The following is a 7,594-nucleotide window of genomic DNA, read 5'->3' as shown; positions in this document are numbered from 1 at the left end:
CTCCCAAACCCACCCCTTTCTCTGGAGCGAACCAACAAGATAAACCTATCAAGCAACCCCAACTGGCTTTGAACGATGATTTGCCTGTCGCCGATATTGCCGCAAGTTTTCAGCAAGCCGCCGTGGAAACGCTGGCAACCAAAACTGTAGCAGCAGCCGAAGCACATGGCGCAAAAGCGATAATAATTGCCGGTGGAGTAGCGGCAAACAAGGCATTGCGAACGGCGCTTTCGGAGCAAACTGCCCGACTCGCCAAACCTATACCTATTAGTTTCCCTCCTCTGATTTTCTGCACCGATAACGGAGCAATGGTTGCCGCCGCCGCCTATTTCAAGTTTAGATACGCCAAAGAAGCAATTGCCGAGTTGAGTCTGGATATTCGCCCTCAATGGGAACTCACCTAGACCCAAAGCAATGTATTATTGCTATAATATAGCCTTGCCACATTTTATAGGACTTTATTAGTATTTCCTTGCTATATTTCTTAATTCTTATTACCCGTTACAATTGATATAGTAATATATATAATACAGTAGTGGTTGGCTTACCTCTGATTCTTGAAGCCGACTCATTTCCCGCAAAGCTTTATATTTTTCGGAGTCTCTAACTAGATAGAGGATACTTAAAAATGCAATTCTTAATTGAGCAATCCGCCGTAGAAGAAATGAACCGGTCAAATCTTACCCCAGATTGCTATGCGCGTGCCAACAACTACCCACATCACTTCTGGAAAAACGGTGGGAAATGCCTAGTGGTAAGAGCGCTCTACGCGGCTATAAGCGAAACAAAAGCAAAGGGCGATATGGAATCGCTGGCTCACCTGATGCTGCATGAAAAGCAGGTCAGGGAATGGGCAGCAGAAATGGAACGGCGCAAACAGGGCTTGCCTGTCAGCGAGGAACTAAAAGATTACCCGCATTATCTTGGAACAAGCGAAAATAGCGAGGCAGAAGAGAATGAGCCAGAACCGGAGGAACCGGCTTATTTTCCCACAATCCCGAACAGTGTGGAAGAATTAGGCTTGAATCGGGGCTTTGTATCGGAAATGATATTGCGCTCCATTTATTTTAATGGTCGTATTACCGGAAATAAAATGGCTGCCCGCTTGCGCGTCCAATTTTATGGCATTATCCGAGATCTTCTGGAAGAATTGCGTTTGCAGGAATTACTTGATATTGGCGGAATGATTGGATCGGGAGATGGTGGCTACGAATATGTACTTACGCCCAAAGGAGTCAAACGCGCCGCCGAACTCTTAGATAAAACGGCGTATGCGGGAGCAATGCCCGTACCGCTGGAAGAAGCGATAAAAGCCATCAAACTCCAGACCATAAAACATGTGGTGGTCACTCATAAAAATATTCGCAAGGCTTTCGCCGACCTGATTATCCATGACTATGTGCTAACCCAAATCGGTCCGGCTGTAAATTCCGGTTCTTCGGTTTTCTTCTTTGGCGCAGCAGGCAATGGCAAAACTTCTATCGCCGAGCGCATCACTCGCCTGATGGGTGGTGATATTTACGTGCCTCATGCAATCGAAACCGATGGGCAAATAATCAAACTCTACGACCCGATTAACCATGTCGCTGTGGATGACCCCACGCAGGATAAAAATTTGCCCTACGATGCGCGTTGGGTACGTATCAAACGCCCGGTAGTAGTTGTAGGCGGGGAGTTAACGCTGGCAAGCCTCGACCTGATTTATAACGAAAACGCTAGGGTTTACGAAGCACCTTTCCAGATGAAAGCTAACGGCGGTATCTTTCTGATTGATGACTTTGGTCGCCAGCAATGCCGCCCAATGGATTTGCTCAATCGCTGGATTGTACCGCTCGAAAAACGCTACGATTATCTTACACTGGTAACAGGTAAAAAAATGGAAGTGCCTTTTGACCAGTTGATAGCTTTTAGTAGCAACCTTGACCCGATGGACATAGCCGATGAAGCCTTCTTGCGCCGTATCAAATACAAAATTAACATCGGAGACCCAGATGAAAAACAGTATCGCCAAATCTGGCAACTGGTTTGCAAAAGCAAGAAAATACCCTATGATGAAAAAGCGATTGACTACCTAATTGAACGGTATTATCTACCGCATAACCGTCCTTTCCGTATGTGCCAACCGCGTGACCTAATAGACCAGATTGTCTCAATGGCGAAGTACAATATGGAACCGCCGCGCCTTACTCCCGATCTGGTTGATAGCGCCGCCTCCACCTACTTTGTAGATACCAAAGGACGAAGCATGGTCACAATGGCAGGCGAAGCACACAGCCAAATCCGTAAAGTAGGTTGATATGCTATACTAACAGGAATAATAACAACCAAGCCCTGTTAGTATGAATTCAAGGATTTTGTGGAACGCAGCCTCAATCAGGCGCAATTATCAGACAACCATACGCGCCTAGTTATCCCACGCCCAACTGTAATAACTTTATGCGGACCGAGTGGCAGCGGTAAAAGTACCTTTGCCGCTCGTAATTTTCCTGCTAACTGGGTACTTTCCTCTGACAAATTTCGAGGTCTAGTTTGCGATGATGAACGCAATCAGGATAGCAGCAAAGACGCTTTTGATTTGCTATATTGGATACTAGATGCCCGGCTTCGATACGGGCGCACCACGATAGTAGATAGCACCGCGCTGACAGTGCAAGTCCGCCGTGAATTGCTCCAAATTGTCCATCGCCATGATTTCGCAATTCTATTGTTGCTAATAGATGCGCCTGAAAAACTCTGTCGTGAGCGGGATGCTGCCCGAATAGACCCACCTCCGGTAGGCGCAAAGGTAGTAGAGAAACAATTCAAGCTATATCAGGAAGTCGAAAATAACGCGCAAAAAGAAGGCTTCGACCAGATTATCAAACTAAACCAGCATGAAATTACCAATCTTCAAGTGGAAATCGTGCCGCTTTCATTGGAAAAACCTGAGCAATGCGGTCCCTTCGATTTGATTGGGGATATTCATGGCTGTTACGATGAGCTTTGCGAATTGCTCAAAAAACTTGGTTATCAGGAGGAGAATGGCATTTACCGACATCCTCTAGGTAGGCGCACTGTTTTTCTAGGAGACATAGTAAATCGCGGTCCTAAAAATCTAGAGGTTTTACGATTGGTCAATGCTATGGTAAAAACAGATAACGCGCTATTTATACCCGGAAACCATTGTTACGCCAACTATAGATATTTCCAACGACCTGAAAGCGTAGACTCCAATAGTACACGCAATTGGATTGAACGCTTGGGTACAAAAGAGTATTTAGAAGTCGGCGAATTAATCAACGCACTCGTAAAAAACGCGCCTCCCTATTTGTTACTTAATCAAAATAAACTGGTAGTAGCGCATGCCGGTATCGAAGAACACATGATAGGGAAACTCACTCCCCGTATCTTTAATTTCTGCCTGAATGGCGAAATATTAATCACACCGGATGGCAATAAACAGCGGAAAAATTGGGCGGAAAATTATCGGGGCAAACCTTTGGTAGTATATGGACACACTCCCACCACAAAACTTTTTCCTGAATTTCGCAATAACACCGTAAATCTAGATCAGGGTTGCGTTTACGGGGGACGGCTCAGCGCAATGCGCTATCCCGAAATGGAATTTATACAGGTCAACGTTCATGCTGCTTATGCAGAGCGCAAAAAGCGAGGAGCTTGACGGTTATTTGCAAACAGTTAAAGCTACACCAACTATTCAGGGTATAGGCTATAATAAATACAGTTACCGGAACTTTATTTGTACATCTTCATCCTTATAGTAGGAGTCTCGAAATGTCAATAAATAAAATTGACCACATTGGTATCGCCGTTAAAGATTTGACCAGTTCTTTGAAATTTTACGAGGAAGCATTGGGGCTAGAAAACATCGGTTTTGAGGTGGTGGAAGAGCAAGGCGTGAGGGTAGCTTTCCTAACTGTAGGAGAAAGCAAAATTGAATTGCTTGAACCTTTGAATGAAGAGTCACCGATAGCCAAGTTTATCGCCAAACGAGGTGAAGGCATCCATCACATTTGCCTTGATGTGGAGGATGTACCGGAAGCGTTGAATGAACTCAAGGAACGACACCTACAACTTATTGACCAGCAACCGCGACGGGGCGCACACCACAAAGATATTGCTTTCGTTCACCCGAAATCCAGCAGCGGCGTACTTATCGAGTTAAGTATGGACGGCAAAGATTAGGCAACAAAAGGGCGGCTTGAAAACCGCCCAACGCTCTTTTCTTTAGAGCATCACATTCGCAATATCGCGTGCTGCCCGTTTCATGTAGTATTGCACCATGCCTAGTTTCGCCTCGCGCCGTGACATAACGGTCAGTACCGCATCTTCCCCTACTGCCATAAGCAATATATCACCTTCGAGACCACGAATAAATACCTGCTCTAGCAAGCCTCGATTCAATTCACCCGAAATACGCATTGAGAGCGCCAACAACGCCGCGCTCATCGCCGAAACCCTATCAGGCTCAACAGTATCCGGCAGATTCGAGGCAATAATTAACCCATCGAGGCTTACCACCGCGGATGCTTCAATTTCAGGAGCAGCCGCTTGAAGCTTGCGAAGATGCCCTACCAACTCATCATGGCGATTCATCAATCCTCCTCCGCATCAGCCAGAATGGTGTATAAAAGTTCGAGCAATACTTTCTTAACACTATCCCGGTCTTTTGACACACAAGGAATGACCTTGACCTCACTACTGAGACGCAGCGAGTAGCGAATATCCTCTGGAGACCATGCATTCTCTAAGTCTTGTTTATTGCAAACTACAATAAAAGGAGTTTTACGGTATCCGGTGAAAAATTCAATAATGCGGGTAGTTTCACGGAAGGTATCAGGGCGGGTGCTATCTATCAGCACAATTAAGCCAAGCATCCCCTCCGACAGAATTTCCCACATAAAATCAAAGCGTTTCTGACCGGGTGTACCAAAGAGATGCAACACTAGGTCATCCGCAATAGCGATACGACCAAAATCCATCGCTACAGTGGTTTCTTTCTTAATCAGGCTGGTTTCGTCGGTAGCTTTTCGCTCGGTAGAAACAACGTCTATTTCGCTAATAGACTTAATAAATTCGGTTTTGCCGGCTGCGACTGCTCCGGTAATAACCATCTTGACAGTTTGCACGAACTATAAGTCCTCCCGGTCTTATCGTCTGGATATGGCATCTATAATTCTGCGAATCAAGCTCTTTTTAAATGTCTGAGGTGGTAGAGGCGCACTTTGAGCCGGTATTCCGGGTGCAGCATTCATACCTACAGCATAACCCGGATTATACTGTGCATTTGCAGGAGCCTGAGCGCGTTGCGGCACAGAAGGAGGCGGTACAGCCGAGGCAGGCGCAGTGACCGGTCTGGAAGCATTAGGGCTGGCTAACCCAGTTCTGGGATAACTACCATTTAAAGCAGCTTGGGGCGGTTGCTTGGAAATAATAACCAGACCCGCCGACAGGAAACCGTACAGGATACGAGCAACATCAAATTCGCTGAGGTGCGTAAGTTGTGCAATCTGGCGAATCGAATGCAAGCCATTGATACGAGCAAACACTCGCCATTCATCCGGTGTAAGGTTTACGCCCTTCGCTTTTTCATGCGGCTGATCGCTAAAACGTACCACCACATCCAGATTCGGAATTCTATCGCGAATCCGAGTCCACTCGTCTATACGGCGCGTACCTTCCATAATGATATTTTCCACGCTGAGAGGAATAGTCAAGCTTTCAGGGGGAGGTTGCACATCTTGCTCAAATTTGAAATCCCCTTCGTTCCAGTTAAAAAGCCCGTAGGTAATATCCTCAATCTGCAAACGCACGCATTTATTAATTTCGTCGGTAGAAATAATATTGTTGCTTACCAGTAGCGCACCCAACGGCTTGTTCGGTTCGCGAGTGTGCTGGATACGTAAAGCATAGTTTACCTGTTCCTGAGAAATTCGACCCATTCGCACCAGCATATCGCCAAGCCGTTCTTCTTGCCCGAAATGGGAAGCGTACACCAGTTTACCTGTCTGAAAATAAAGTTCGGCGCGATCTCCGGGTCTTTGCAAAGTAAGACGTCCGGTCTTATAGCCCCGGTCAACGAGGTAGAGAAATTCAGCCAGACCGAAGTCTTTAAGATTTCCTACTAGCGCCATTAGTGAAATAGCTCCTTAGAAAAAAGTAAGAAAAGCTCAGGAATAAAATCACCCATTAACCCTAGTACCGGGCATTATTTTGATTACCCTGATTCACGCAACCGTTCCGTGTTCTTAAAATTATAACCCTACCTAAAAATAAGGTCAACGCATTAAACCATATATTTAAAGCGGTCGCACCGTTAATTCTGCAAACTAACTGAGCTAATACAGCCTTATTTACCGAGCATATCGTACCAGTCTCAAGCGACGACCCGCCAGAGTCAGAGCCGCCAGTACCAATCCACCGATTGGCAATTCACCGCCGGTTGTAGGCAATTGCTTGCTTGTATCGCTGCTACCGCTACCGCCAGTGTTAGCGGGGCTTGTATTATTCTGTGTAGGTCCAAAGGTTGGCGGGACACCGATAATTTCGCTACCACCGCTCGGCAATCCGGTTGTGGTAGGGCTTACAGCAGCCGTTGTGGTAGTCGTTACCGTAGTGGTACTAGCAGTTGTTGTAGCCATTCCATTAGTAATAGCGCGACCAGTAACGGTAGGAATAACTATAGGGCTACTTTGCGCCCGCACAGTAGAAGTTGGAACAGGAGTTGTAGTAGGTATAGGCGTTGGTGTGGCAATTATTCCAATAGCAAAGGTGAATCGCTTATTGGAAACGCCGTTCCCTTGCGAACCGCTAACGTTAACCTGAGCGGAATATTGACCATTTCCAATTTTACCATCAGGTAAAGTATAGCTTGTAGCCCCGCCAAGATCGCCAGTATCAAACGCTACTTGACTAGAGCTACTGAAGAAAGTTAGCGAATAACGTTCTATCTGGACACGTTTGAACCATTCAAAGGTATAGGGAGGAGTGATACGCAAACCGCTCGCGCCCGGAGGACCAATGCTAACATCGGTTACATCAATATTATCAACACGGGTAATTGAGCCGGAACTAAAGCTGAAAGGCGTTGTATTGAAAACACGTAAGGTTGAACCACTCGGATCTGAGTTACGGAAGCGCAGATAAAAGCTTTCACCTTGCCCGGTACTACCCAACCCCCCAAAGAAAAATTGCCCGCTATTATCTATAACTGCGCTTGCCAGCACTTGTTCGCCACCTGAAATTACCCAGATTAAATCAATGGGAGCGCCCGCTACCGAACCATTTTTGTTTATTACTGAGCCGGCTACTACGCCACTCCCGGTAGGTGGGGTAACACTGACAGGAGTGGTAGCCTGCGCGGGTACAGGTTGTCCCGGCAAGGCAGGCGTTGGTGCAGGAGTATTGATTGGCGTGGCAGTAGGCGATACACCCGGCGTTCCCGTAGGAAGATTAGTCGGTGTGTTGGCTGGCATGAGCGTTTGGGTTGCTGCTACCGTCGCCGTTGCTGTTGGCGTGGAGGCTACCGTCGCCGTTGCCGTTGGCGTGGAGGCTACCGTTGCCGTTGCTGTTGGTGCTACACCTGCAACCGTGA

Annotated in this window: 7 protein-coding genes and 1 pseudogene; 4 read left to right on the top strand and 4 right to left on the bottom strand. The window is 46.8% G+C overall.

Features of this window, described 5'->3' with window-relative positions; translation table 11 throughout:
* The 4 genes and pseudogenes from WCK19_RS17930 to mce all read left to right on the top strand — a co-directional run.
* Window positions 1–404 (top strand): annotated as a pseudogene (locus WCK19_RS17930) (hypothetical protein); the annotation flags it as partial.
* A gap of 224 nt (window positions 405–628) precedes the next feature.
* Entirely contained in the window at window positions 629–2,296 is a 1,668-nt protein-coding gene (locus WCK19_RS17925) for a hypothetical protein (RefSeq protein WP_342398775.1), read from the top strand.
* A 60-nt stretch (window positions 2,297–2,356) separates the two neighbouring features.
* Complete coding sequence (locus tag WCK19_RS17920; protein ID WP_342398774.1) at window positions 2,357–3,661, top strand: AAA family ATPase; 1,305 nt, start codon at window positions 2,357–2,359, stop codon at window positions 3,659–3,661.
* A gap of 113 nt (window positions 3,662–3,774) precedes the next feature.
* Window positions 3,775–4,185, top strand: a complete 411-nt coding sequence (gene mce, locus WCK19_RS17915; RefSeq protein WP_342398773.1) for a methylmalonyl-CoA epimerase — start codon at window positions 3,775–3,777, stop codon at window positions 4,183–4,185.
* Between the two features lie 42 nt (window positions 4,186–4,227).
* Here mce and WCK19_RS17910 read toward each other — a convergent pair whose 3' ends face one another.
* From WCK19_RS17910 to WCK19_RS17895, 4 genes are all read right to left on the bottom strand, one after another.
* Complete coding sequence (locus WCK19_RS17910) at window positions 4,228–4,596, bottom strand: roadblock/LC7 domain-containing protein (protein WP_342398772.1); 369 nt, start codon at window positions 4,594–4,596, stop codon at window positions 4,228–4,230.
* Window positions 4,596–5,129, bottom strand: coding sequence for an ATP/GTP-binding protein (locus WCK19_RS17905; RefSeq protein WP_342398771.1), 534 nt, complete (start codon window positions 5,127–5,129; stop codon window positions 4,596–4,598). Before WCK19_RS17905 ends, WCK19_RS17910 begins: the two co-directional genes overlap by 1 nt.
* 21 nt (window positions 5,130–5,150) lie before the next feature.
* Window positions 5,151–6,134, bottom strand: coding sequence for a DUF4388 domain-containing protein (locus tag WCK19_RS17900; protein ID WP_342398770.1), 984 nt, complete (start codon window positions 6,132–6,134; stop codon window positions 5,151–5,153).
* 219 nt (window positions 6,135–6,353) lie between these two features.
* A complete protein-coding gene (locus WCK19_RS17895; protein WP_342398769.1) occupies window positions 6,354–7,475 on the bottom strand; it encodes a hypothetical protein in 1,122 nt (373 codons plus the stop codon).
* Between the last annotated feature and the right edge of the window lie 119 nt (window positions 7,476–7,594).

This window comes from Candidatus Chlorohelix sp., from assembly GCF_037138995.1.
GTDB lineage: Bacteria > Chloroflexota > Chloroflexia > Chloroheliales > Chloroheliaceae > Chlorohelix.
Note: the sequence above shows the minus strand (reverse complement) of the source record. Positions and strands in the feature narration are given on the sequence as shown.